Source organism: Bradyrhizobium ganzhouense, assembly GCF_049949285.1.
GTDB classification, from domain to species: domain Bacteria; phylum Pseudomonadota; class Alphaproteobacteria; order Rhizobiales; family Xanthobacteraceae; genus Bradyrhizobium; species Bradyrhizobium ganzhouense.
Genome location: NZ_CP181318.1, coordinates 2,122,705 through 2,143,793, shown reverse-complemented (window position 1 = coordinate 2,143,793; position 21,089 = coordinate 2,122,705). Strand labels below are relative to the sequence as shown.

Annotated in this window: 20 protein-coding genes and 1 tRNA gene; 10 read left to right on the top strand and 11 right to left on the bottom strand. The window is 64.0% G+C overall.

The window, feature by feature from the left end; all coding sequences use genetic code 11:
• Positions 1-77 precede the first annotated feature (77 nt).
• Positions 78-1,664, bottom strand: coding sequence for a hypothetical protein (locus ACLFLU_RS09805; protein WP_426411988.1), 1,587 nt, complete (start codon positions 1,662-1,664; stop codon positions 78-80).
• A gap of 74 nt (positions 1,665-1,738) precedes the next feature.
• A complete protein-coding gene (locus ACLFLU_RS09800) occupies positions 1,739-3,556 on the bottom strand; it encodes a CHAT domain-containing tetratricopeptide repeat protein (protein ID WP_426411987.1) in 1,818 nt (605 codons plus the stop codon).
• A gap of 272 nt (positions 3,557-3,828) precedes the next feature.
• Between ACLFLU_RS09800 and ACLFLU_RS09795 the strand changes: the two genes are divergently transcribed.
• The 4 genes from ACLFLU_RS09795 (at position 3,829) to ACLFLU_RS09780 (ending at position 6,142) form a co-directional block, all read left to right on the top strand.
• The gene (locus tag ACLFLU_RS09795; RefSeq protein WP_298872587.1) at positions 3,829-4,233 is read left to right on the top strand and encodes a DUF350 domain-containing protein; all 405 of its coding nucleotides are present in this window, start codon (positions 3,829-3,831) and stop codon (positions 4,231-4,233) included.
• Between the two features lies 1 nt (position 4,234).
• A complete protein-coding gene (locus tag ACLFLU_RS09790) occupies positions 4,235-4,654 on the top strand; it encodes a hypothetical protein (RefSeq protein WP_426411986.1) in 420 nt (139 codons plus the stop codon).
• Positions 4,655-4,720: 66 nt separating this feature from the next.
• Positions 4,721-4,981 carry a hypothetical protein gene (locus tag ACLFLU_RS09785; RefSeq protein WP_426411985.1) on the top strand — a complete coding sequence of 87 codons (261 nt, stop codon included), beginning with the start codon at positions 4,721-4,723 and terminating at the stop codon, positions 4,979-4,981.
• Positions 4,982-4,984: 3 nt separating this feature from the next.
• A complete protein-coding gene (locus ACLFLU_RS09780) occupies positions 4,985-6,142 on the top strand; it encodes a glutathionylspermidine synthase family protein (protein ID WP_426411984.1) in 1,158 nt (385 codons plus the stop codon).
• Between the two features lie 155 nt (positions 6,143-6,297).
• Here ACLFLU_RS09780 and ACLFLU_RS09775 read toward each other — a convergent pair whose 3' ends face one another.
• The 6 genes from ACLFLU_RS09775 to chpT form a co-directional block, all read right to left on the bottom strand.
• Positions 6,298-7,170 (bottom strand): CheR family methyltransferase, encoded by an 873-nt coding sequence (locus ACLFLU_RS09775; RefSeq protein ID WP_426411983.1) that lies wholly within the window; start codon positions 7,168-7,170, stop codon positions 6,298-6,300.
• Positions 7,167-8,360, bottom strand: coding sequence for a protein-glutamate methylesterase/protein-glutamine glutaminase (locus ACLFLU_RS09770; RefSeq protein ID WP_426411982.1), 1,194 nt, complete (start codon positions 8,358-8,360; stop codon positions 7,167-7,169). Before ACLFLU_RS09770 ends, ACLFLU_RS09775 begins: the two co-directional genes overlap by 4 nt.
• A 75-nt stretch (positions 8,361-8,435) precedes the next feature.
• Positions 8,436-8,801: a response regulator gene (locus ACLFLU_RS09765; RefSeq protein WP_007600538.1), complete on the bottom strand. Its 366-nt coding sequence runs from the start codon at positions 8,799-8,801 to the stop codon at positions 8,436-8,438.
• A gap of 73 nt (positions 8,802-8,874) precedes the next feature.
• Positions 8,875-9,345: a chemotaxis protein CheW gene (locus ACLFLU_RS09760; RefSeq protein WP_426411981.1), complete on the bottom strand. Its 471-nt coding sequence runs from the start codon at positions 9,343-9,345 to the stop codon at positions 8,875-8,877.
• Positions 9,346-9,383: 38 nt separating this feature from the next.
• Positions 9,384-12,182, bottom strand: a complete 2,799-nt coding sequence (locus tag ACLFLU_RS09755; RefSeq protein ID WP_426411980.1) for a hybrid sensor histidine kinase/response regulator — start codon at positions 12,180-12,182, stop codon at positions 9,384-9,386.
• 196 nt (positions 12,183-12,378) lie between these two features.
• Positions 12,379-13,032 carry a histidine phosphotransferase ChpT gene (gene chpT, locus ACLFLU_RS09750; protein WP_426411979.1) on the bottom strand — a complete coding sequence of 218 codons (654 nt, stop codon included), beginning with the start codon at positions 13,030-13,032 and terminating at the stop codon, positions 12,379-12,381.
• A 215-nt stretch (positions 13,033-13,247) separates the two neighbouring features.
• On the opposite strand from chpT, the gene ACLFLU_RS09745 reads away from it, so the two are divergent.
• Positions 13,248-14,036 (top strand): 3'(2'),5'-bisphosphate nucleotidase CysQ family protein, encoded by a 789-nt coding sequence (locus tag ACLFLU_RS09745; protein ID WP_426413957.1) that lies wholly within the window; start codon positions 13,248-13,250, stop codon positions 14,034-14,036.
• On the opposite strand, the gene ACLFLU_RS09740 is transcribed toward ACLFLU_RS09745, so the two are convergent.
• Complete coding sequence (locus ACLFLU_RS09740; RefSeq protein ID WP_426411978.1) at positions 14,026-14,511, bottom strand: YHS domain-containing (seleno)protein; 486 nt, start codon at positions 14,509-14,511, stop codon at positions 14,026-14,028. The two genes, ACLFLU_RS09745 and ACLFLU_RS09740, sit on opposite strands and share 11 nt — an antisense overlap.
• A 141-nt stretch (positions 14,512-14,652) precedes the next feature.
• Here ACLFLU_RS09740 and ACLFLU_RS09735 point away from each other — a divergent pair, with 141 nt between their 5' ends.
• The 5 genes from ACLFLU_RS09735 (at position 14,653) to ACLFLU_RS09715 (ending at position 17,815) form a co-directional block, all read left to right on the top strand.
• On the top strand, positions 14,653-15,261 hold the full coding sequence (locus ACLFLU_RS09735) for a DUF1134 domain-containing protein (protein WP_426411977.1): 609 nt from the start codon (positions 14,653-14,655) through the stop codon (positions 15,259-15,261).
• 117 nt (positions 15,262-15,378) lie between these two features.
• Positions 15,379-16,674: a hypothetical protein gene (locus ACLFLU_RS09730; protein ID WP_426411976.1), complete on the top strand. Its 1,296-nt coding sequence runs from the start codon at positions 15,379-15,381 to the stop codon at positions 16,672-16,674.
• Between the two features lie 159 nt (positions 16,675-16,833).
• A tRNA-Val gene (locus ACLFLU_RS09725) sits at positions 16,834-16,908 on the top strand.
• 518 nt (positions 16,909-17,426) lie between these two features.
• Entirely contained in the window at positions 17,427-17,585 is a 159-nt protein-coding gene (locus ACLFLU_RS09720; RefSeq protein WP_426411975.1) for a hypothetical protein, read from the top strand.
• Between the two features lie 17 nt (positions 17,586-17,602).
• Positions 17,603-17,815: a hypothetical protein gene (locus ACLFLU_RS09715; RefSeq protein ID WP_426411974.1), complete on the top strand. Its 213-nt coding sequence runs from the start codon at positions 17,603-17,605 to the stop codon at positions 17,813-17,815.
• 264 nt (positions 17,816-18,079) lie between these two features.
• Here the strand turns inward: ACLFLU_RS09715 and ACLFLU_RS09710 are convergent, their stop codons facing one another.
• The gene (locus ACLFLU_RS09710; protein ID WP_426411973.1) at positions 18,080-19,822 is read right to left on the bottom strand and encodes an ATP-binding protein; all 1,743 of its coding nucleotides are present in this window, start codon (positions 19,820-19,822) and stop codon (positions 18,080-18,082) included.
• Positions 19,819-20,868, bottom strand: coding sequence for an SIR2 family protein (locus ACLFLU_RS09705; RefSeq protein ID WP_426411972.1), 1,050 nt, complete (start codon positions 20,866-20,868; stop codon positions 19,819-19,821). The genes ACLFLU_RS09710 and ACLFLU_RS09705 overlap by 4 nt, the downstream gene beginning before the upstream one ends.
• Between the last annotated feature and the right edge of the window lie 221 nt (positions 20,869-21,089).

Here is a 21,089-nt window from a genome sequence, read left to right as displayed (position 1 = left end):
GTCGCGAGCCCCGTCGGGCTCGCTCCTCCCAGCCTGGACCCCGCCGCAAATGGCGGGGTTTTGTTTTTTGGGGGTCGTCAGGCGCTCGCAAGCGCGGGACTTGCGAGAGACGGACTTCCGACCGGAACGCGCGCGGCCGCCTCGCGCAGCCAGGCGATCAACGCGTAGCCGATGATGAAACCGAACGCGAAGGTCGGGACCACGAAGGACCACAAGAACGTCCATCCGGGAACATTGTCGACGACTGCCATGACCGGCATGGGGCTGACCTGGTGGATGGCCATCAGCACCCACAGCATCGTGGTCATGCCACCGCCGAACACGAGGCCATCGCGCATCCGCCGGGTGATCCGGGACCGCCTGCGCCACGTCGAATCCTGCACCAGAAGCGCTGCCATCGCCGCGATCCCCCAGGGGAAGATCAGCAGCGGCAGTTCATGCAGGACGACGTCGAGATAGGGCCTTTGCGGAAACTGGTAAAAGTCGAACAGCGCCTGAAGCGGAAAGAAGACGAGCAACGCACTCCAGAGACCGATCGTCAGGATGAATCGCACCGGCAGCTGGCCGAAGATGGTGTCGTTCGCAAACGCATATTGCCGCTTAAAGTAATAGACCAGCCAGAAATTCACGATGAGGTAGAGCGGCGTCACCACTAGCGTCCGCAGCATGCCGACATACTGCTCGCCCGGCGTGTGGACGACCTTGCCGGACCCGACCAGCCACGCCACGCACCAGACAATGGCGAAGCCCGCCACGACCGCCACGAACTTCACGATGCCGGGCGGGGACGGCTCCAGCGTGAAGCCGATCGCGCCCAGCCTCCGCCTGCTGCGCCCCAGCGTCCACTCACCGGCGAGCGAGGCGCGCGTTGCGAACAGCAGGAGATTGTTGAGCAGCGAATCCATGTCCTTGCGCAGATCCTCCAGCATGCATCCCGCCGCGGTCTGGGCGGCGAGTTGAAGCTGGCTGACCACGGTGTGGCGGGTCGAGAGCTGGTCGAGCGCCTGCCAGTCGTCCGGCTCGACATGGCTGTCCTCCATGATCGCACCGTAGATCTCGGCACTGCTCTTGAGCACGCGGACGGTGCGGAAGCAGAGCGTGTCGTAGACCGCGAGCAGCTCGACATAGAGATCGGAATTGCGCTCCATGAAGGCATCATGATCGGCGGCCCAGCGTTCGAGATGGAGCATGACCGCCGAGATCTTGAGAAAGCGCGACTGGATCGCGGTCGATTGCGTGGCGCGGAAATCGTCGATCTGGTAGCCGACCCTGGACAGTTTGCGCTGAAGGCTCGGCATGTCGTCCGGACCAACCTGAAACGGCGCTGCGGCCAGCGCGTCGCGCAGCGCGAACGCGCTGACGGGAATGCCAGCCAGTTGCTGGCAGAGTTTTCTCCACGCCTTTGGCACGACTGGAATGAGCCAAGCGAACATCAGGACCCACACCGCGGCGAGCGGTGACAGCTTGCCGGGAAGAACGGCGTAGATCGCCAGGAACGGCGTGACAAAGACGGCGAGGCCGAACAGAAACAGCGGCTGTGTCGTGAACGAGCGGGTCCCCTTCAGCGTGTGAAACCTGAACCAGTAGAATAGCACGACCAGAAGCGGTCCACCGAAGGACTCGAAGATCGTATTCAGGGGGTCTACGACATCGGCAAGCGGCACGATGAACTCCTATTGCTAGGGTTCGCTGTTGAAAGGCGCGCCGGACACTGCGGCATCCGGCGGTCGCGTGAGAGTCAGGCAGCCTCGGCGATCATCTTGGCCTTCTGGACCAGGAGATCGATGTTGTCAGGGGCGAGCGCAATCGCGCTGTCCATATCGTTCTGGGCCTTCGCCACGTCCTTGATCTGGGCGTAGGCATTCGCTCGCGACACCAGATATTTCGGCTCGTTCTCGTTGGTCGCAATCGCCGTGCCGAAGGCCTTGATCGCCTCCTCGAGATAGCCGCGCTTATCGTCGGTGCCGGCGGCCGTCATGCTGACGATGCCCTTAATCCAGTAGAACTCCGCGTTCTTCGGCTTGAGCTTGATCGCTTCGGTGATGTCACCGAGCGCGTTCTCGTAGAGACCGACCGTCACGTTGAAATTGGCGCGGCGCACGAAATATTCGGGCTTCGCAGGGTCCAGCTTGAGCATGTAGGCAAAGCTCGCGGCGGCCTTCGAGATCTGCTTCTGCTTGTGCTGAAGCGTGCCGAGATCGAAATAGACTTTTGCGAGCCGAACCGAGAGTTCGCTGTCATCCGCAAGCAGGCCGTGCAGCTCCTGCCCGCGCCTGGTCAGCTCCTCCAGCGCCTCGATCGTGGCGGGACCGGCGGCGAGCGCCTCGATGAATTCGTCGCGCCGCTGTTGCAGCATTTCCTTCGAAGGGCGCGCCGCCTCGGGCGGAGGCACAGGCGGCTGCGGCGCTTCGACGTCAAAGATCCGGCCGTCCGGCGAGCGCATATAGAGGACCGGAATTCCCCACTCGACCCGGGACTTTTCCTGGATGAATTTGCGCGCGAGCGTCACGGCATCGTCGATCGGACGATTGCCGGCGAGCGCTGCGTAAAATCCTTCCGACATCGAGATCGCAGCGTTGTCGGTGATCGGAAACTGCATCGCCACCACGGCGGGCAGCCACCCCGTCTTCATCAGCCCGATTGCCGGATTGCCGAAGCGGTCGCCGACATTGATCCTTGCGCTCTCGCAGCAATTCAGCACGATCAGGCGCAGGCTGCGCCGTGCTCCCGTCAGCATCATCGCAAGGTCGGAGGCGAACTTCTTCACCGGCTTGCCGTCCTCGTCGACCATGACGACGAAGCCGCTGGCGCCGGCGCCGGGCAAGGCTTCCTCGACGCCGCCATGCCCGATGAAGTGGAAGATGTGCCACTGGCCTTCCAGCAGCTTCTTCATCAGATCTTTGCCGGTCCCTCCGGGGACCCATTGAAAATCGACCTTGCCCTCGTGCTGGAGCGCATCGATGCCCTTGTTGATGCGGTCACGCTCCTTGACGACGTTGAGCTTCGGCCATTCGCTGGTCGAGGGATCGGAGATCATGCCGAGGATGCGCAAGGGTCCCTTGACGCCCATCCGGCCGACGCCGCCCGCCGTTTCGAGATAGCGCACGATGGGGCGCGTGAGGCTGACGAAGCCGGGCATGTCGTCTTCGTCGTAGAGATATTCCCAGGGCAGTCCGGCAAGGTCGGCCGTCTCGATGCGCAGCTTGATTCTCAGATCCTGCGCCGCGCCCTTGCTGCGCTCATAGATGCGCTGGATCGACGGCACGTCGGTGAAGACGCTGCGAAACACCCCGCGGCCGAAATCGCGCAGCACCTGCTCGCCGCGCGTGGTCGGTCCCTGGCGATTCTTCTCGTCGATCTCAAGGACAGCGTTTTCCAGCTCGCCGCGCAGCTTGGCCAGTTCACCGGGCGCGGAGAACCAGAACTTCACCTGGCTCTTCGGCGCTTCGCCGGCCGGCGACCTGACGACGCGACCATAATATTGCTGAGGGCCGCCACCCACGGGCAGATCGGAGCCGATCTCGAGCTCGAAATCTTCGTATTCGGCAACAGGCATTTTGAGCCTCACTCAACAAGATCTTGATCTGAACGAAGCATCCCTCGAATGAGCGCGACCGGTCGAAATCACGGCGGCCGCAAGACAATGCCTCAGACTATCACACACAACCTCGAGACGCATTTGTGAAGCATGTCTCATGCGACCAGAAATTTTGTGCAGTGCCCTGCGCGCACCGAAAGCTGGATTCTTCTTGGGGATCGAACCCATTGGCCCGGTGCCGTGACTAAGCGATCGTGCCAGAATTCCCGGCGTCAATTTCGGACCTCCCCATGATCCTGCAATCGCTCGCCGGCCTGCCCGCCTTCTTGGTCTATTTCTGCACCGGGTTGATCGCGATAGTGGCATATCTGTTCGTTTACACGCGGATCACGCCGCACAACGAGTTCCAGCTCATTCGCGACAACGACCCTGCGGCGGCAATTGCGCTCGGCCTCAGCCTGCTCGGCTTCGTGGCGCCGCTGTTCAGCGCGATCGCGCATTCGGCCAACGTGCTGGACTGCCTGATCTGGGCCTTCATTGCGCTGATCGTGCAGGTCGCCGTGTTCTACATTGTGAAAATACCGGTGCCGAACCTGTCAGGGCGGATCGCCGCCGGTGAGCTGGCGCCTGCGATCTGGCTCGGCCTGTCCTCGCTCGCCGCCGGCCTTTTGAACGCCGCCTGCATGATCTACTGATATGGCCGCCAAGCCTCCGCCTAAGGAATTCGGCAAGCGCAGGCCCGCCCCCGCGCCGCCGGCCCCGCGCGAGCCGGTCAAGCGCTCGGGCCATGTCGCGCTGCTGGTGATGGGCACGATCGCGGTCGGCACCACCGCCTTCATGTTGATGCCGCGGCGAAACTGCGATCCCATGCCTCCCGGGGCGACAGTCCCCGGGGCGTCAGTCCCCGGCGCAACGGCACCTGCGCCAACGAACACCACCTGTAGCAGCAGCTCATCCGGCGGCAGCGGCGGAGGCCACTCGTCCTCGCGATCGAGCTTCTTCAGCAGCGACTCCTCGAGCCATTCCTCGTCGGGTGGCTCGTCCGACTCGGGCTCTGGCGGCGTCACGCGCGGCGGCTTCGGCTCCTTTGGCCATGGCTTCTCGGGCGGCGAATGAGGCGCGGTTTTGTGAATTCAACGCCGCGTGCTGGTCTGCTTAGGTGACGGCGCGGGAGGATGCGACATGAAACGCTCGCGGAGGATCGTGCTCACCTTGATGGGCACTGCCGCGGCCAGCGCGGTCTCGATGGGATTTGTGAAGCGCGAGCGTCCTTGCGGATCCGGGCTCGAAGCCGTGCCCGGCATCGACGGCAAGCCGTATTGCCGGCCGAGCTATGGCGGCTTCGGCGGCACGCTGCATCACATGCACGGTGGGCATTCCGGTCAAGGTCATTCCGGTCAAGGTCATGGCGGTCATGGTCATGGCGGCCACGGCGGCGGCTGACTCATGCAACGCATCATTTGTCCCGAGCGCGACGACTGGCAGCAGACTGCCGAGCAATGCGGCTTCGCCTTTCACACCATTGACGGCGAGCGTTATTGGGACGAGCGCGCCTATTACGCATTCTCGCTCGACGAGATCGAGCGCTCGATCGAAACGCCGACCGGCGAGATCGATGCGATGTGCCTCGAGCTTGCCGACCGCGTGATCGGCGACGAGCAGCACTTACGGCGTTTGAAGATTCCGGAAGCGTTTTGGGATCTCATCGCAGAGAGCTGGGAACGCGATGACCGCAGCCTTTACGGCCGGCTCGATCTCAAATTTGACGGCGAGGCGCCCGCAAAGCTGCTCGAGTACAACGCGGACACGCCGACCTCGATCTTCGAGGCCGCGGTGTTTCAATGGACCTGGCTCGAGCAGGCGATCGAGCGGCGCATCATTCCTGCGCGCGCAGACCAGTTCAATTCCATTCACGAGCGGCTGATCGAGGCGTGGAAAGCGATCGGCGCGGGCGGACACCTGCATCTCACAGGCGCGACTGGTAACGAAGAAGACGCGGGCACGCTGGCTTATCTTGAAGACACCGCGCATCAGGCCGGCCTCGCGACCACGCTGCTCGACATCGAGGAGATAGGCTGGCGCGATGTGGGCGGCTTCGTCGATCTCGACAACCGTGACATGGAGCTGGTCTTCAAGCTCTATCCCTGGGAGTGGATGTTCCACGACGCTTTTGGCGCGAAGCTGAAGGAGGCTCCGACGCGCTGGATCGAGCCGCCATGGAAGGCGGTGCTCTCCAACAAGGGCATTCTGCCGCTGCTCTGGGAGATGTTTCCGAACCATCCCAATCTGCTGCCGGCCTTCTTCGAGGACGATCCGCGCGCAGCCGAGCTCGGCAGCTCCTATGTCCGCAAGCCGCTGCTGTCGCGCGAAGGCGCCAATGTCACGCTGGTGTCGGGCGGTGTTTCGCTCGACGAACACGAAGGCCCCTACGGCGCCGAAGGCTTTGTCCGCCAGGCGCTGTCGCCGCTGCCGAACTTTTCGGGCTGCTATCCCGTGATCGGAAGCTGGCTGGTGAACCACGAGCCGTGCGGGCTTTCGATCCGCGAGGACGAGAGCCCGATCACCGGCAACAGCTCGCGGTTTCTGCCGCATGCGATTTTGTGAGGCATCCGTCATTCCGGGGGCGCGACGTAGTCGCGAACCCGGAATCCATAACCACAAGCAGATCGAACGGCCCTACGTCTAACCGCCTGCCCATTTCGATGGCCTGTGGTTTTGGATTCCGGGCTCCGCGCGGACGCACGGCCCCGGAATGACGTTCACCTCGCCGCGGCGACCTTCAGTGGCTGCGGCATCAGGCCACCCATCGGGCGGCCGGAGCGCGCCGGATTGAGCTGGTAGAGCCCGCGCCGGTCAGAGATCGGGCGGAACGCGTCGGTGATGCCGACGACGGATTCGGCAGCGCCCAACAACAGCGTGCCATCCGCTTCCAGGCCCCTCGCCATGCGCTCGAAGACCACGGCCTTGGTGTCCTGATCGAAATAGATCAGCACGTTGCGGCAGAAGATCACGTCGAACGAGCCGAGATGGGAGAAATCCTGCAGCAGATTGAGCTGCCGGAACTGCACCATCGCGCGAATGTCGGCATTGAGCTGCCAGACTTCGCCCGATTGCGTGAAGTACTTCATCAAGTGCTGGATCGGCAGGCCGCGCTGCACTTCGAACTGGCTGTAGAGGCCGGCCTTGGATTTCTCCAGCACCTCCTGCGACAGATCGGTGGCGACGATCTCGATGCGCCAGCCGGCCAAGGCCGCGCCCATCTCCTTGACGCACATCGCGATCGAATAGGGCTCCTGCCCCGTCGACGACGCGGCCGACCAGATGCGAAGCGACTTGCGCGCGGCGCGCGCCTGGATCAGGCCCGGCAGGATCGTCTCGCGCAGATGATCGAACGGGATCTTGTCGCGATAGAAGAAGGTCTCGTTGGTGGTCATCGCCTCGACCACGTCGGTCGCAAGCCTTCCATCACCGTTCCTGATCTTGAGAACGAGATCGGGGATGCCAGGCAGGCTCGCCTTGCGGGCGAGCGGCAGCAGCCGGCTTTCGACGAGATACTGCTTGTCGGGCGAGAGATCGAGACCAGAGCGCTCTTTCAGGAACTTACGCAGATACTCATAGTCCGTGGGCGTCACGAGCGGTCTCCCGCGAACAGGCGGTTGACCTTCGCGCCGATCTGGTTGAGCGGCAGGATCGCCGCGCAGATGCCGGCGTGGGCAGCCGCACCCGGCATGCCCCACACCACGCTCGTGGCTTCGTCCTGCGCGATCACACTGCCGCCGGCGGCGACGATGTCCTTGCCGCCGCGCATGCCATCCGAGCCCATGCCGGTCAGAATCACTGAGAGGATGCTGCCGTGCCAGATGTCGATGGCCGAGGTGAACAGCGGATCGACCGCAGGCTTGCAGAAATTGACGGCAGGGCCGTCGTCGAGCGCGATCGCCACGTCGGCGCCGCTGCGCACGACGCGCATGTGCTTGCCGCCGGGCGCGAGGTAGATGCGGCCGGGCTTCACCGGCTCGCCGTCGACGGCCTCGGCTGCCGGCTTGCGGCTCGACCGCGCCAGATGCTCGGCGAGAATGGTGGTGAAGGTCGGCGGCATGTGCTGGGTGATCAGCACCGGAACGCGGTCGATCACCGGGCCGAGCTCGGTGACTAGCGTCATCAGCGCCTGCGGGCCGCCAGTCGAGGAGCCGATCAGCAGCACCTTCGGCACCTGGGTCGAGAATGGACGCGTGGTCAGCGGCCCCGACGACAGGGCATGCAGGGTCGGGGCGGGCGCGGCAGGCCGCGCGACAACCGGTCCACGTGCGGCCGGGGCCGGGCTCGCGGGCGCCAGCGGCGGGCTCGCAACCGCGGGCCTGCGGCGCAGCCGTGCGCCGAGATGGCGGATTTTCTGGATCAGGTCGTGATGGAAGATGTCCGCGGCAGAGGCTTCGCGCGTCGACTCCGGCTTCGGAATGTAATCGGCAGCGCCGAGCGACAGCGCCTTGAAGCTGATCTCGGCGTTGCGGCGGGTCAGCGTCGAGGCCATGATGATGACGAGATCGCGCTTCTTCGCCAAGAGCTGCGGCAGCGCCGAGATACCGTCGAGCTCGGGCATTTCGATGTCGAGGACGGCGACGTCGGGATTGATGCGTTCGAGCTGGTTGACGGCCTCAAGCCCGGTGCGCAGCGAGGCCGCGACCTCCATGTCGTGCTCGGCGCCGATCCAGCGCGAGATCAGACCGCGAATGACGACGGAGTCGTCGACGACCATCACCCGCAGCGGTCCCGCTCCACGCGACGAGCCCGTGGTCGAATTACCTGCGAACGCAACACTCATTAACTCACCAACTCAGACTGAAACGGTTTAGTTGAAAACAAACGCCGAAGGAGCCGTTCAGCCTCCGGTGTTCGCTCAGATCAAGCCGACTTCCTGGAACTTCGCCGTCACGATGTCCTTGTCGAACGGCTTCATGATGTACTCGTTGGCACCGGCGTGCAGCGCGCGCGCAATATGGGCCACGTCGTTCTCGGTGGTGCAGAACACCACCTTGGGCTGGTCGCCGCCGGGCATGCGGCGCAGATGGCCGAGGAACTCGTAACCATCCATGACCGGCATGTTCCAGTCGAGCAGCACGGCGTCGGGCAGCCCGCGCTTGCAGGCCTCAAGTGCCTTCTCACCGTCCTCAGCTTCGAGAATCTGGAAGTCGAGGCCTTCCAGGATCCGGCGCGCAACCTTGCGGATGACGCTGGAATCATCAACGACGAGACAAGTTCGCATGTGAACCTCTGCTTCTGATCCCCTTTGCGGGGACACTTCCAATTGCAGGCACGTCGGCGGCGATGCCGCCGTATCAGGCCGCCATCATCTCGGGCGCGAGCTCGAGGACGCGATCGACGTCGAGGACGACCATGAGCTGGCCGTCGAGACGGTGGACACCGCCGGCGAGCTTGGCCATGCGGGGGTCGAGGTTGACCGGGTTGTCTTCCTTGCTGTCCTCGGGCAGGCGCAGCACCTCGCCGATCTGGTCGATCAGGAGGCCGTAGGATTCACCGCGCAGGTCGACGCCGACCGCCATCGCCGTCTTGCCGTCCTCGGGCTTGGGCAGGCCGAGGCGGGCGCGCATGTCGACCACGGTGACGATGCGGCCGCGCAGGTTCAGCACGCCCGCGATCTCGCGCGAGGACAAGGGAACGCGGGTGACACGCTCGGGCATGAACACGTCCTGGACGCGGGAGATCGGCAGGCCGAACAGCTGGCCGCCGATCATCGCGGTGACGTACTCGACCATGGCGCCTTCGGTGGACTGGGTCTTCTTGCTCATTTCAGTGGCTCCTGATCCCTGGCCTTAATTCCTGGCCCTTACGCCGCTGCCCGGCTCAGCTCGGAGGCGCCGGCGGCACCCGCGGTCTGTTCCTTCAGCGCCGCGATCAGACCGGGACGGTCGAACTTGGCGACATAGTCGTGGAAGCCGGCCTGACGGCCGCGCTCGATCGCGGCCGGCGACACCAGCGCCGAGAGGCCGATGATCGGCATCGCGCCCAGATTGCTGTCGGAGCGGATCACTTCGGCGAACTCGAACCCGTTCATGTCGGGCATCTCGATGTCGGTCAGGACCACGTCGAAGTTTTGGGCGCGGAGCGCCGCCAGACCCTCCTGCGCGGTCGGCGCGGTGCGGACGCGGTAGCCGGCGGCCTTGAGCACGGGGGCCAGCATGTTGCGGAAGAACGCCGAGTCGTCGACCAGCAGCACCGACTGCGAATGCATCGACGGCTTCATCTCCTTGCGGGTGAACCAGTCGGCAAACGCCATCGGGAGGAAGTGGCCGACGTCGATCACCTCGGTGGCCTGGCCCTTGATCACGGCCGAGCCCAGGATGCCGGAGGCGGAGCCGCCGACCTCGATGTTGAGCCGTTCCTCGACGATGTCGATGATCTCGTCGACGACGAGGCCCATGGAGCGGCCGTCGTCGGCGAACACCAGGATCGGCTGCGCGCCCTGGGTGGCAACGGTGACGCCGTCCATGGCCACCAGCGGCATCAGCTGCTCGCGGTACTGCACCATGTAGCGGCCGTTGGAGAACTCGATCTTGTCGGAGGGCAGCTCCTCCAGGCGGGTGACCAGCCCGAGCGGGACCGCCTTGGGCTGGGACGAGCCGGCGCGGAACACCAGCAGCGAGGTGGTCTGCTCGCCCGAGCCGATGTGAAGCGCGCCGTTGTCGTCGGCCATGTCATGGGCCGAGGAGCCGGCGGCGCCGAGCGCCTTGGCAATGCCGTTGGGGTCGATGATCATGATGACCGCGCCATCGCCCAGGATCGTATTGCCCGAGAACATGTCGATGTGACGCAGTTTCGTCGACATCGGCTTGACCACGATTTCTTCGGTGTGGAACACGCCGTCGACGACGATACCGAAGGTCTGGCTGCCCACTTGAGTGACCACGATGAAGCCGTTCTCGGGATCGCTGGCGGCGCCGTCGTCGATCTTCAGCAGCTTCTTCAGGTGGATCAGCGGCAGCAGCTTGTTGCGCAGCCGCAGCACCGCGGTGTCCTTGATCCGCTCGATGCGGTGCTCCGAGTTGGCGCGGGCACGGACCAGCTCGACCACCGAGAGCTGCGGGATCGCAAAGCGATCGCCGGCGGCTTCAACGATCAGCGCGGAGACGATGGCCAGGGTCAGCGGGATCTTGATGGTGACGCTTGAGCCCTCGCCGGCGACCGACTTGATGTCGATGGTGCCGCCGATCTGGTCGATATTGGTGCGGACCACGTCCATGCCGACGCCACGGCCGGAGACCGAGGTGATGGCGGCCGCGGTGGAGAAGCCCGGGGCAAAGATGAACTTGTGGATCTGGGCTTCCGACATCTTCTCCAGCTCAGCCTCGGTGACGAGACCTGAGGAGATCGCCTTGGCCTTGATCTTCTCGGTGTTGAGGCCGCGGCCGTTGTCGGCGATGCAGATGATGATGTGGCCGCCTTCATGATAGGCGGACAGGCGAATGGTGCCCTGCTCGCCCTTGCCGCTGGCAAGACGCTCGGCGGGGGTCTCCAGGCCATGATCGGCGGAGTTGCGCACCATGTGGGTGAGCGGGTCCTTGATCAGGTCGAGCACCTGGCGGTCGAGCTCGGTGTCGGCGCCGTGCATCTCCAGATCGATCTGCTTGCCGAGTTCGCTCGACAGATCGCGGACGATGCGGGGCAGCTTCTGCCAGGCATTGCCGATCGGCTGCATGCGCGTCTTCATGACGCCTTCCTGCAGCTCGGCGGTGACGTTGGAGAGGCGCTGCAACGGCACCTTGAACTCGGTGTCCTCGTTGCGGCGGGAGATCTCCAGCAGCTGGTTGCGGGTCAGCACCAGCTCGGAGACCATGGTCATCAGATGCTCCAGCGTATCCACGTTGACGCGGATCGACTGGTTGGCGATGCGGTCGCCTTCGGAGGCCCCCTCGTCGGCCATCGACTTCTTCGGCGCGGCCTTCTCCTTGGGCGCCTTCTCTTTGGCGACTTCCTTGGCGGCAGCGGGCGCCGGCGCTTCAGCGACGGGCGCGGCCTTGACCTCGGCAACCGGCGCCGGGGCTTCGATCGCGGTCTCGCGGAAGGCGCGCTCGAGCTCGTCGAGCGAGACCTCGCCCGGACGCAGCGGGCGCTCCAGGGTCTGGTCGATCAGCGAGCCCGTGGTCATCTCTTTTGCGGGAGCAGCCGCAACCGGTGCTTCCGGCACCAGCGGCGGCGCTTCAGCGACGGCAGCAACAACGGGTGCCGCGGCGCTGGCGGCCATCGCCGCCATGCCCTGCGCGACCATCGCTTCCAGCTTGTCGATGAGGTCGCGGTCGGTGCCCTCGGGCTCGGCTTCGGTTGCCTCGAGGCCGGCCAGGATCTCCTTGATGCGGTCGATCGAGGACAGGATCAGCGTCACGGCCGGTCCCGTCACCGGCATGCCGTCGCGGAATTTGCCCATCAGCGTCTCGCCGGCATGCGCCAGCGCTTCGAGCCGCGGCAGGCCGAGGAAGCCGCACGTACCCTTGATGGTGTGGACCAGGCGGAAGATGTTATCCAGGATCTTGGCGTTGTTCGGCTCCTGCTCGAACTTCACCAGCTGATTGTCCACGGTGTCCAGGCTCTCGCTGGTCTCCGTCAGAAACTCCCGCAACAGATCATCCATGAAAACAGGCCTTCATACAGGGAGGGCACGCACGAACTGTGATGCGCCATTTCAGAATGGGGCCAGCTTCACCGCAAAGCGTTTAATAATGGTTGAGTAAGTGCAAAAGAACGGAACCAACAAAGAGATAAGGCGCTCCGGACAAGCCGAAGCGCCTCGTACAGATTCGATTAACCTCTGAGAGCGACGGGCGCGTTTACGAAGCGGTAATGATGATGGCTTCGCCCTCTAGCTTGAGCGTCACGGTAAGCCCGCATGCCTGCGCCAGGAGCCGCGTATAATAAGGCTGGATCGCATGCGCGTCCGCAGCCGGCCCGCGTTCACCGCTCAGAAGCTCGGAGATGTTCTGCGGCAGGCGGGCGTTGTGTCCGGTCGCAGTGATGCGGAAGCTCATCGTCTCGCCCTCGCCGACCGGATCGATCGTGAGCATGCCGCCGCGCGGGATCGTGTGCTGGGACACGACAAGCATATTGAGCAGCAGCTTGACGCGATTCTTCGGCAGCAGCAGCCGCGGCAGATTCCACGTGATCGTGCACTTGCCGTCCTCGATGTGGCCGCGCGCCATGGTCTGGGCATCGCCAAGGTCGATCTGCGCGCCGGAGGAGCCGGCCGCGCCGAAGGCGAGGCGGCAGAATTGCAGGCGGGCGGAGGCCGTCTTCGCACTCTTGCGTATCAGGTCGAGCGCGAATTCGCGGTCCTCGGGCTTGGGATCGTCATCGAGCACCTCGAGCCCATTGACGATGGCGCCGACCGGGCTGATGAGATCATGACAGACCCGCGAACACAGCAGCGCTGCGAGTTCGAGCGCATCTGGAGCGGTGGCGGTACCGGGCGACGGAGCGTCAGACATAAAGGGTTCCTGGAATTGCACGGCACGGACGCGGCGAATCACGCATGCTTGACGGATGCTGCGGGTTCTAACATTCACCAGCCCGTGGCAGCTAGCTTGCGATAGGTTCGAAGCGGCCATAAGGCACGCGGGCGAATCAAGTGAAGAGAGCGAGACTTGCTAATGAATGAGGCACGCAGGTGAGGATTATCGACGGCGAGGCCGCATCCCGGCTGATGGAGCCCCTGACCGCGCTGGTGGTTCAGGCCGGCGAGGCGATCCTCGCGGTCAACCGCGCGGCGATGCGGGTCGACGGCAAGCAGGACGGCTCGCCGGTCACCGAGGCCGACCTCGCCGCCGACCGAATCATTGCGGAGGGGCTCGCCAGGCTAGCGAACGACGTGCCATCGCTCTCGGAGGAGCGGTGCCAGCTCGCCTCGCCGCCGTTTCGCGGCAGCTTCTTCCTGATCGACCCGCTCGACGGCACCAAGGAGTTCGTCGCCGGGCGCGACGAGTTCACCGTCAACCTCGCCCTCGTGACCGAGGGCGTGCCGCTGCTCGGCATCGTAGCCGCACCCGCGCTCGGGCTGCTCTGGCGCGGCATCGTCGGCCGCGGCGCCGAGCGCGTGACGTTTGACGGAACCACCATCGGCGCTGCCGAGCCGATCCGAACCCGCAGATTGCCGGGGCGCGGCGAGCCCTGGGTCGCGGCGGTGAGTCGCTCTCACGGCGATCCCAAAAGCGAAGCCTTCATCGACAGCCGGCCCAACGCCGTTCGTAAGACCTGTGGCTCGGCGGTCAAATTCGGACGGATCGCCGAGGGCAGCGCCGACATCTATCCCCGCTTCGGGCCGACCTCGGAATGGGACGTCGGGGCGGGTTGCGCCGTGGTCACGGCAGCCGGCGGCAAGGTGACCGACGGCAAGGGCGGCGCGATCCGGTTCGGCGAGCGTGGCGATACCGGTTTCATCATCCCGGCGTTCGTGGCGTGGGGCGATGCCGCGGCGGTCATGCCTATTGACTGAGCTGGTCCTGAAGCGCCGGCCAGCGCTTGCCGACTTCATACAGGAAGCGCTCGGGATTGGCGGCGAAGGCGTCGCGATTGTCTTCGCGGCTGAACAGATAGAGGCGCTGCTCCGCGATCACGAAGAAGCGGGGATTGCCGGCGACGACGACGCCGCGCGCGATGTCGGCCGGGTCGTAGCCGCCGAACTGCGGGCCGTAGACCTCGGGATGGGCCAGGAAGGAGGCCCGGTTGCCCTCGTTCCGGAACCGCCAGACCGCGCCCCATAGGTTGGCCTCGAACTCCGCCGTCCCCTGCCCCGGGCCGCCATCGACGAAATAGGCCACGGGATCGAAGCCTTCGATGGCGACGCCCGAGAAGCGATTGACGACGATCCGCTCGGTGGTGGCAGCCTGCATCGGCCCCGCTGAGCAGGCGAGCCAAATGCCTGCCAGCAGGCAGACCAGACGGCCGATCAAGGCAATTCCGGGGCGCAAAGGGCTATCTTCCTGCCGTTGTGCCGTCATAGTTGCTGCGGATAACATCCGAGTCGAGGGGACATCCGGCGCAACCTAGGACCGTGCCTGTTGGCGTCAGGTTAAGGGAAGCGGACCGGAATCGATACCAGGGGTTCTTTTATGACTTTCGCATCACGCCTTGCCGCAGTGGCGCTCGTAGCGCTGGCTGGCTGGATCGTGCCGGCCTCCGCCCAGACGGCTGCGCCACCGCCGGACCTGCCGCCGCCGCAGCGGACCCCGACGCCCAACACCTATGGGCCAGACGAGCTCGTCACCGCCGGCCACCGCTTCTTCGGCAACGTCTCGCGTGGGCTCGCCTCGATCATCGAGAAAGCGGTCAGCCAATGGGGCCTGCCGAACGGCTACATCCTGGGTGAGGAAGGCTCCGGCGCGTTCGTCGCCGGGCTTCGTTACGGCGAAGGCACGCTCTACACAAAGAATGCCGGCGACCTGCGGGTCTACTGGCAGGGTCCGTCACTCGGCTTCGACTGGGGCGGCGACGGCGCGCGCACCATGACGCTGGTCTATAACCTGCCCGCCACCAACGCGATCTACCAGCGCTTCGCCGGCATCGACGGCTCGGCCTACATCATCGGCGGCTTCGGCATGACGGCGCTCACCGCCAACAACATCGTGCTGGTGCCGATCCGCTCCGGCCTCGGGCTGCGCCTGGGCGCCAATATCGGCTATCTCAAATACACGCCGCGAGCGACCTGGAACCCGTTCTAGGTCCCCTCCTCCCCTCCGTTCCGGATTCACGTTAACAACAGGGCAGGGCTGGCTTTTTGCCGGCTCGCCATGCATTGTCCTTGGTAAATTTTTCCTTAGCTGTCGGAGTTCTGATCCATGGTCGAACCGATCATGTACCTGGCGATCGGTTTCCTGCTCTCGATGTTGTGCGGGCTTGCCATCGTGCCGCTGGTGCATAACCGCGCGGTGCGCCTGACCACGCGCCGGCTCGAGGCGGCCACGCCGCTGTCGATGGCGGAGATCCAGGCCGACAAGGACCAGCTCCGCGCCGAATTCGCCATGTCGGCACGCCGGCTGGAGATGAGCGTCGACCAGCTCAAGAGCAAGACCACGAGCCAGCTCGCCGAGCTCGGCAAGAAGAGCGACGCCATCAACCGCATGAAGATCGAGCTCGGCGAGAAGAACGCCACGATCTTCGCGCTGGAGGCGCGCGAGAAGGCGGTCAAGGAACAGCTCCGCGCCACCGAAGAGGAATTCAACGCCAAGACCGAAGCATTGCGCGAGGCCGGGATTGCGCTCAGCAACAAGCAGGGCGAGCTCGCCAAGATCAACTCGGAGCTCACCGACCGCTCAATGATGGCGGAGAGTCGCCAGGTCGAGCTGGTCGCGGTGCGTGCCCAGATCGAGGAATTGAAGAACCGCGTCGGCGATGCCGAGAAAGAATTCACCGCCACGCAGACGCGGCTGACGCAGGAGCGTGTCGAGTCGGAGACCGCCTCGCGCGAGCTTGGCGATGCGCGCGGCCGCGTCGAGAATCTGAGCCAGCGCGTCACGGAGCTCGACCGCCAGCTCATCGTGCAGGTCAAGGAGGCCGAGATGCTGTCCGGCCGCGTCGCCGACCTCGAAGGCCGCCTCGCCACGCAAGGCAAGCTGCTTGCCGAGCGCGACTACGAGAACAACCAGCTCCGCCAGACCAATGAGGGCTCCGAGCGCACCATCAAGGAATTGCGTGTCGAGATCGCTGCACTGAGCGGCGGCAAGTCGTCGGCTGCGTTCGAGGCGATGCGCGCGGAAAAGGCCGCGCTGGAAGAGCAGCTCGGCACCGCGCGCGACGAGCGCGCCAAACTCCAGCGCGACATCAATGCGATCCAGCAGCAGGCGGAGAGCTCCTGGGCGACCGAGCGCATGGAGAACGCGCTGCTGCGCGAGCGCATCAACGACATCGCAGCCGAAGTGGCGAAACTCGCGATGCAGCTCGAGGGCCCGAACTCGCCGATCGAGGCGCTGCTGGCGGCCGAGGCCGGCCAGCCGCCGAAGCAGGCCGCCCGCCCGGCCAATGGCGTCGCGACCAATGGCGCGGCCGCCGCCCTCCCCGAAGGCGGCGGAACGCTCGCCGAGCGCATCCGCGCGCTGCAGGCCCACGCCTCCCGCGCCCGCCAGCAGGGCGCCTGAGCGGCCCCAAATCCGGCCTCGCCGCCGAATTGCGACACTGCGGCAAGGTTTTCCGGCCTCAGGGCGCCTGAAAACTTGACACCTTGGGCCCGCACTTCTAAATCGCGGGCTCCGATGCGCCGGCCGGCCCAAAAGTCCGGCCGTCTGCATGATGGTCCCGGGCGCATAGCTCAGCGGGAGAGCGTTCCCTTCACACGGGAGAGGTCCAAGGTTCGATCCCTTGTGCGCCCACCATTTATCCCATTTAATCAATAAGTTAGAGATCTTGTTCCCTCGAAGTGTGCCCCGGAAAAGTAGGGGCACAGCAGGGGCACAACGCGCCTTGGGCAAAAATCGCTCAGCCGGATATCTTCTCTTGAGGGCCAAATCGCCGCGCTTCGAGACGAGATCGAAAAGCTCGCCGACGCGGTAAGTCGTTCCCAGGCTGCACTTGCATCCGCTCTCGAAATTGAGCGGTCAGACGCGTGAGCGCAGAGATCATCGATAAGAGGCTGGCCCAAATCAGCCCCTACCATTGCACTCGATGAAGCTCGTGCCGTTGCAGCGATCCGGCGCATGCGCGAACGCTTCAAGAAGCCAGAGATGACAGCTGAAGCACTATTGCTGGCAATGGAGGCTGCGGAGCTTCTAGAGACGGTTGATCTGCTAAGATCGTATGTCGAATCGCTCTAGATTGATTTCCGAGTACTGGCATATCACCGAATACCAGCGAGGTGCTCATGTTTGAGGTTGGGACGCGATACGAGATCCACATGATCGAGGGCGGCAGCGAAGGCTACTCTGATTGGGTGGTCGTGTCGGTCGACATGCCATTGATCAAGATTCGAAACGGCGTGACGCCTGATCGGATCGTCAACACCAGCTCACCGATGTTCGTTCGCGCCGAGCTCAGTCGTCATAACAAGCAGTAACTGATCGAGCGGCACCAATGGCTACTACCTGTTTTTTCGAAGAGACAATCTCGGATCTCCAAAAGAAGGACGCGAAGATCGAGCTCGAGTTCGGCCGCTCGTCCTACTACGGGAAAAATTTGATGTACTTCACCATCAATGGCGAGAGCGTCATCGTGGATGAGGAGACCGGCCGGAAAATAGCGGTGCAGATGGAAAGTCTCGCAGCCTATCTCGGGTACCACAGGTAAACAGTGCCGGGGTGCGGCCGACGGACTGCCTTCTCGGCTTGGTGCACCGTGGCGATCGATGCGGAGGCGGACGTCAGACGGCTTTGGTGTACCTCATGTCGGTCGCCGAATCGGTTCGGCCAACTGCCAGAATGACCGGTATGAGTCAAACACGGCCGGCAGAGAGCGAACCTTTTCGACAAGCGCCGAGGATACACCTTTGAGAGCGCCCTTTGAATTGGCTCCAGCCCTGACGCCTGAGACTATCGGGCCTGGCGGAGGCAACTATTTGACAAGCGTCTGACGGCGCCAGCTCTCGACAGCCTTGTCGAGCGTCGCCGCTGACGCGGGGTCGGCCCAACGATCCCAGAACTGGATCGTGCCGCTGAGCGGTTCATTGATCGGCTTGGCAATGCGGATACGCGTCGGCAGCAGAATTGCATCGCCGACGACGAGCGCCTCGCCTGTGTCGAGAACCGGAAGCAGGTCGCCGAAGCCACCGAGGCTGTCAGGCAGAAGCCGCCGCACGACGGCTTGGTCGTCACCGTTGGTGAGCCGCATCGCGATGAGATTGTTGCACTGGCTGGCGACCGTACGATTCACTTCGGCGGGGCGTTGGCTGATCACGACCAACCCAACGCCATATTTCCGTCCCTCCTTGGCGATGCGCTCGAAGGTGGCGATCGCATTCTCGGCGGCGCCCGAGGTCGGATCCTGTGGAATATAAAGATGCGCCTCGTCGCAGAACAGTGCCACCGGATGGCGAAGCCCCTGCGTGCTCCACTGCTGCACATGGAAGGCCATGCGCGCGACCATGCCGACGATCAGCGGCAGAATGTCGGAGGGAACTTCGGAGAAGTCGATGATCTTGACGCCACCATGGCCACCTTTGGCCGCCCTGCCACCGAGCAGCAGCTCAACTGCGCGATCGAGCCAATCATAGCTGTCTGCCACGCCGGACGCAGGGAATAGGAAGCCAAGGCGCCGATCGGTGCGTTTGCCCTCGAGGCGCTGGATTAATCGGCTGAGCTTGCCGTGGAAATCGCCCTGCTTCTCGGTGCCCGCCTTGGCTCCCGGCACCATCTCGGCGTTGATCCGATCGAGCTCGCCGAGCACGGTTTCCATCCTGAAAGGTACCGGACTGTCGATCGTGAAGTTGGCGAGCACTTCGGTATGACCGCCGTCTTTCAGGAAGCCGGTCTTGGCGTCGACCACTGCACGCGACATGATCATGGCCTGGTTCGGCGCTGACTGATCGGTGCGGTCAACAAACATCGAGACAAGCGCCTCGTAGCTCATGAGCCAATAGGGCAAATGTAGCACACCATCGGCCAGCCCCTTCCCGGCTTCGATGTCGCTTGGACCCGCTACGCGCAGATGGACGAAACCGTCGCCAGCCATCGATGCATATTCCCCGTGCATGTCGAATACGATGGCATTGGCGCTGTCGAGCTCGGCGATTTGCTCGAGCAGGCGGGCAGTCGTCCACGACTTGCCCGAGCCGGTGCTGCCGACGATAAGCGCGTGACGCTGGAACAACCGATTGCCGTTGACGAACGCCTGAGCGTTCGGATCGAGCGTATAAGCGCCAAGCGACAGGCGCTGCGCGCCGCCCATTACTTCCGAAATCACCCCCATAAAGCGCGTAAGTCGCTCGCCTTCGAGCGCGAAGCAGCAGGCATCGATCTCCGGGACAGTCTCCAGCGTCCGGCGGAAGACGTTGGCACGCGGTCCATCCCGATCGAGCAGCGTGCCAATCAATGTGATCCGTACCAGATTGACTTCGGGATGCGCAGATTCGGATAGCTCGATATCGGCGACCTTCGCTTCCTCGAGCGCTGTACGGGTGATCTTTTGGATCACGCCGATCAACTTGTGACCAGCGAGGCTGCTTTGGAGCGCGACCAACCGGTTCACCTGAAGCGCTCGGAGCGCCTCGACATCATCGACGCGAACGATGACCGTGGCCGTGTCAACCGATTGGACGCGGCCCAGCGCTTCTCCGTCTGCGAAATTCAATATGCTCACCTAGGGACTCCTGTCATTTCGTCGAGAAAGCGGTCGAGCCGCCAGATCGGTTGATCTAAGTCGAACCCGTTGGGCATATCGTGCATATAGGCGCGCCCGCCCATCGTCCCCTCCTCGATCGCGAGATAGCGCCGGCAGCGTCCGCCGCCGAGGAAGGTCCGGGCGGACGTCGTCAGCTCCTTGGTGATCACGACCAGCGGCACGGACTCTCGGTCGCAACGCTCGATCAGCTTGGTTTGAACGTGCTCGTCGTTGAAGCCATAACCGACGCAGAAATAGGCGCGGGCGCTATCAAGCGCGGCATCGCTGCAGCTTAGGATTGTTCGGAATGGCTCGCCATGCGTCAGGCGATATTTGTCGATGCCCGGCGTGATCATCAGCGGCACGTATCCGGGCGGCACGTCCGGAATTCCACGGACACCGATGATCTGGCCGGCCGAATCCTGGAACCAGTCGAGAGAACCATGCACTTTCCAGACGGCAACCGTACGGGTCTCTTGCTTATTGACGAAAATGCGCGTGTTGGAATCGCGGGCGCGCGATTGCAGATAACCGTAGTTGAAGCCTGTGAACGTGCTTACATCGACGGCGTCCGCGGCATATTCCGCAAGCCGATCGTAGTTCGGCGTGACCACATGGACGGTCTTGTGCGTGCTGTCGAAGAGATGGCGGTACAGCCGCGAGAGCGGCAGCGCCCGCCGATCGGCCAACAGCGCCTGGAAGATGTCGAGATCGTGCGGCAAGAGAAACGCGCGGGTCTCGGTGGCGATGAACTGAGTTTGGCGTTCCGTCGGGCGCACGGCTTGGAGGGCGCTTTCGAGATCATCGCCGGTTGCAAGCCGCGCGAGGAACTTATCCCATTCGCTTCGCTCGTCTGCTGTCCAGCCCGCGGGCGGGGTGACAGCGGACAGCTGCAACGCCAAGCCTCCCATGCCGGGCACGCCGTGCGCGGCCGAGGCGCCGCTGCCCAGAATGACCACCGGTGTGGCGCTGAGCGCCGCCTGCGCAAATTCCTGCGCGATCTCCGGCGCACTCTTGGCCGCCATACAGTCCCCTCCCGGCCAACACCGACCGTATCCGTGACAGCCCGCGTCCTCTCTAATGGGATTCAGTGAGTTGATCAATTTCGGCCGAGGATCGCATCCACGCCTATATCTGAAACTGGCCCTTAGCCGATCACGCTACGCTTGGCATCGAGACGATTTCCCCAACGAGAAGGAGAAGCGTGTCGCATACATTCGCTTCGGAGGGCCTTTGAAGGTTAGAG

Bases quoted from the DNA above. Each gene is read 5' to 3' on its own strand.
- ACLFLU_RS09745 (WP_426413957.1), top strand. From the start codon at position 13,248: ATGGAGCCCCTGACCGCGCTGGTGGTTCAGGCCGGCGAGGCGATCCTC.
- ACLFLU_RS09760 (WP_426411981.1), bottom strand. From the start codon at position 9,345: ATGAGCAAGAAGACCCAGTCCACCGAAGGCGCCATGGTCGAGTACGTC.
- ACLFLU_RS09755 (WP_426411980.1), bottom strand. From the start codon at position 12,182: ATGGATGATCTGTTGCGGGAGTTTCTGACGGAGACCAGCGAGAGCCTG.
- ACLFLU_RS09720 (WP_426411975.1), top strand. From the start codon at position 17,427: ATGATCGAGGGCGGCAGCGAAGGCTACTCTGATTGGGTGGTCGTGTCG.
- ACLFLU_RS09705 (WP_426411972.1), bottom strand. From the start codon at position 20,868: ATGGCGGCCAAGAGTGCGCCGGAGATCGCGCAGGAATTTGCGCAGGCG.
- ACLFLU_RS09780 (WP_426411984.1), top strand. From the start codon at position 4,985: ATGCAACGCATCATTTGTCCCGAGCGCGACGACTGGCAGCAGACTGCC.
- ACLFLU_RS09795 (WP_298872587.1), top strand. From the start codon at position 3,829: ATGATCCTGCAATCGCTCGCCGGCCTGCCCGCCTTCTTGGTCTATTTC.
- chpT (WP_426411979.1), bottom strand. From the start codon at position 13,032: ATGTCTGACGCTCCGTCGCCCGGTACCGCCACCGCTCCAGATGCGCTC.
- ACLFLU_RS09790 (WP_426411986.1), top strand. From the start codon at position 4,235: ATGGCCGCCAAGCCTCCGCCTAAGGAATTCGGCAAGCGCAGGCCCGCC.
- ACLFLU_RS09800 (WP_426411987.1), bottom strand. From the start codon at position 3,556: ATGCCTGTTGCCGAATACGAAGATTTCGAGCTCGAGATCGGCTCCGAT.
- ACLFLU_RS09735 (WP_426411977.1), top strand. From the start codon at position 14,653: ATGACTTTCGCATCACGCCTTGCCGCAGTGGCGCTCGTAGCGCTGGCT.
- ACLFLU_RS09785 (WP_426411985.1), top strand. From the start codon at position 4,721: ATGAAACGCTCGCGGAGGATCGTGCTCACCTTGATGGGCACTGCCGCG.
- ACLFLU_RS09765 (WP_007600538.1), bottom strand. From the start codon at position 8,801: ATGCGAACTTGTCTCGTCGTTGATGATTCCAGCGTCATCCGCAAGGTT.
- ACLFLU_RS09715 (WP_426411974.1), top strand. From the start codon at position 17,603: ATGGCTACTACCTGTTTTTTCGAAGAGACAATCTCGGATCTCCAAAAG.
- ACLFLU_RS09770 (WP_426411982.1), bottom strand. From the start codon at position 8,360: ATGAGTGTTGCGTTCGCAGGTAATTCGACCACGGGCTCGTCGCGTGGA.
- ACLFLU_RS09730 (WP_426411976.1), top strand. From the start codon at position 15,379: ATGGTCGAACCGATCATGTACCTGGCGATCGGTTTCCTGCTCTCGATG.